At 35.0% G+C, this 2,804-nt stretch carries 3 protein-coding genes and 1 pseudogene; 2 read left to right on the top strand and 2 right to left on the bottom strand.

Features of this window, described 5'->3' with window-relative positions; genetic code table 11:
- A partial coding sequence (locus Xsto_RS22055) for a gp53-like domain-containing protein (RefSeq protein WP_422646222.1) occupies positions 1–962 on the top strand: 962 nt, incomplete at its 5' end.
- Positions 963–968: 6 nt separating this feature from the next.
- Complete coding sequence (locus tag Xsto_RS20180) at positions 969–1,394, top strand: tail fiber assembly protein (RefSeq protein WP_099126241.1); 426 nt, start codon at positions 969–971, stop codon at positions 1,392–1,394.
- 32 nt (positions 1,395–1,426) lie between these two features.
- Here the strand turns inward: Xsto_RS20180 and Xsto_RS20185 are convergent, their stop codons facing one another.
- A complete protein-coding gene (locus tag Xsto_RS20185; RefSeq protein WP_099126242.1) occupies positions 1,427–1,963 on the bottom strand; it encodes a tail fiber assembly protein in 537 nt (178 codons plus the stop codon).
- Positions 1,963–2,804, bottom strand: a pseudogene (locus Xsto_RS21755) (hypothetical protein); the annotation flags it as partial. The gene Xsto_RS20185 and the pseudogene Xsto_RS21755, both read right to left, overlap by 1 nt.

Genomic DNA, 2,804 nt, shown 5'->3' on the forward strand with positions numbered 1-2,804 from the left:
AAAACCTCGGGTTAACGGAAACCAAAGAGCTGGCAAAAAATGCACTCAATAAAGATATTGGAGGAGCAGTTCTAAAACCTGTTTATTTTCATGGTGCTCACACTAATACTGGTGCAGTTAATGTTCATACCCGCTCAGATGGTAATAATATTGGCGATTCATTAACTTATTTAGGCTATAACCACGGTACTCCATCGAAGCCTTCATTTAGTCACTATCTACGTGGGCAAGGTACTACATACATTGATACCCTAAATGGGTGTAATATCCATGAAGAGCTAAGAGTTGGAAAGCGAGTTGTTCCTGCTGATTATGGTAACTTTGACGGTAGATATATTCAGCTAAATACAAATACAAAGACAACAGGCTATATTCTATCTAAAGCAGCAAATCTTTTAGATGACCCAAATTCACGTCATTTAGGTCGTTCTGGTTTTTTAAGGCCAAATGAAGGATTAAATGGTCTTGGAGCATTAGCAATTCACGTTGCTCATCCCAGTGTTGAAGGTTCTCAGTATGCAAGAGGAATCTCTTTTGATTATGGTTATAAAAATCAATCATTTAATATTGCAACTTATGCTTTTGATGAAGATGGTAACTTTAAGGGAAGTAAAAAAATCTTAACAGAGGATGATCTTGCATCTACTAGAAATACAGCTCAAAAAGGGCCAAATGGTTGGTGGAAATGTAATGATACTGGAATCATATATCAATGGGGAGTTGTACAAGGGCTAAACGATAACGATATTAAAGCATACTCGTTTACAACACATTTTCCTAATCAATGTATTCATTTATCGGCTATGGGACATCTTGACAAGGCTAGCTGGGGAGGGCAAATGCTTGGTGTACATGGATGGATTATTGATAAAACACAATTTAAATTAGCTAGTGATGTACCAGAGAACGATGATGCTTTCCAATACCGATCTATATTTCACTGGTTTGCAATAGGATATTAAAAATATATGAATTATTATTATAGCGCTAAAAATAATGCATTTTATCCAATATCTATGAAGCAAGATTATATTGATTCTTCTTCATGGCCTGACGATGGCATTGAAGTTAACGAGAGTATATTTACTGAATTTGCTGGAAATATCCCACCTAAAGGGAAAGTGCGTATTGCTGATGAAAATGGCTTCCCGGCTTGGGGTGATATTCCTCCACCAACCAAAGAAGAGTTACAACAAAAATTGGAAAGAAAAAAACAATCCTTATTGAACGACGCTGACACACAAATTATGAGATTAGAGCGTATTATTAAAAGGAATATAGCAACAGCTGACGAAAGTAATCGACTTGATAATTGGGAGTTGTACAGTATAGCATTAAGTCGTTTAGACTGTTCAAAAGTACAAGATATTAACTGGCCTGAAAAACCAGAATAATACAAATAATTAGGGGCATAATGCCCCTGTGATTATTTTATTCTTGGTTCTTCCGGCCACTCTGTCTTTTCAATATTGATACAATCAATTCGGTTAATCATGACCCGATATTTTTTCCATTCTACTAAAGTTTTAATTTCCCTTTCTGTTGCTATATTAAGTTCTACAGCATCTTGTAAAGGTAATATAGCTTCATTAGCTTTATTTAGTAACTTTTTCTTTTTTTCTTGAGCTTGAATTGTTAATTCATTTTTTGTGTATTCACGTGGAACAATTTTACCATTGATGTACTGCCAGTTTCCTACAATATCTATGCCATTCGGCAATGATTCCATCTCTACAATACTGCCATTATCTGGGCATATGGCTGAGGCATCTTTGTTTATTGCACAAACGACATAGTTGGAGTTATATTTTACTTTGTAAGTCTCTTCTTGAAATTTTGATATACTTTTATACCAATCATCACCATTCTCATTACAATAAAATATAGCTCTAAATTTTTTTTCAATTTCTTTTTCTTCCAAAGTATTTGGCGAATATTTTTTGAAATTTTTTAAATGTAACATTACAAAGCTCCTATATTATGCCAAATTCCATTAATTAGTTTTTGAAATGGTCGACGGGAAACACTATCAGGAAATTCATCTCTATTATAATTAGATACTTCTGTAATAACATATGGAGGAGTATCACTATAGCCATACCCACGCCAAAGTGTAGCATGTTCTTCTGTACCCAATCTGACATCTTGAATATACCTTGAGTTAGCACTCTCAACTGTTAATAACTCAGCCCAATTCTCTTCAAAGCCATAAGAATCACGAGCAGAACGATAAAACAAGCCTCCATTTCTATAATTTGCTAACAATTGCAAAGTGGGACAACTTCCAACACCTATATTAAAGTTCACTATCAACTTAGAATGAGTAGAAAAATCAGAATAATATAAACCACTATTAGCATTCCATGGAACATTATATTCAGATACTATCTGGGTCAGGCCTAGAATTTGATATTTAGCATCAGATTCGGACTTAGTATAACTATCATCAGTAAAAGCCAATTCTTTAATAGGAGAATTAGCAGTACCTGCATCATTTCCTGCAACTACTTTCACTCGTGCAGTTGCATAGTTAACTGAAAATGAGGCATAAGTATCACCTGCTTTTAGAAGCAACCCAGCACCATATGTGTGTGTGTAGTCTGAATCTGCTGAGTTCCTAAAAAATTCAGGACTGGCCCCAGATCTACGTATCCAATTGAAAAATTCATCGTTATTTTTATAAATAACAGTACCGCCACTACCGCCAAATCCAAAGCTACCTTTTTGTTGATATTTACTATCAGCTTCTGATTTTGGCACTGCATTTTTCGCCAGCTCTTTGGTTTCCGTTAACCCGAGGTTTT

This window comes from Xenorhabdus stockiae (assembly GCF_002632825.1).
Taxonomy (GTDB): domain Bacteria; phylum Pseudomonadota; class Gammaproteobacteria; order Enterobacterales; family Enterobacteriaceae; genus Xenorhabdus; species Xenorhabdus stockiae.

Excerpts from the sequence above, each read along its gene's own strand:
- Xsto_RS20180 (WP_099126241.1), top strand. The coding sequence starts at position 969 with ATGAATTATTATTATAGCGCTAAAAATAATGCATTTTATCCAATATCT.
- Xsto_RS20185 (WP_099126242.1), bottom strand. The coding sequence starts at position 1,963 with ATGTTACATTTAAAAAATTTCAAAAAATATTCGCCAAATACTTTGGAA.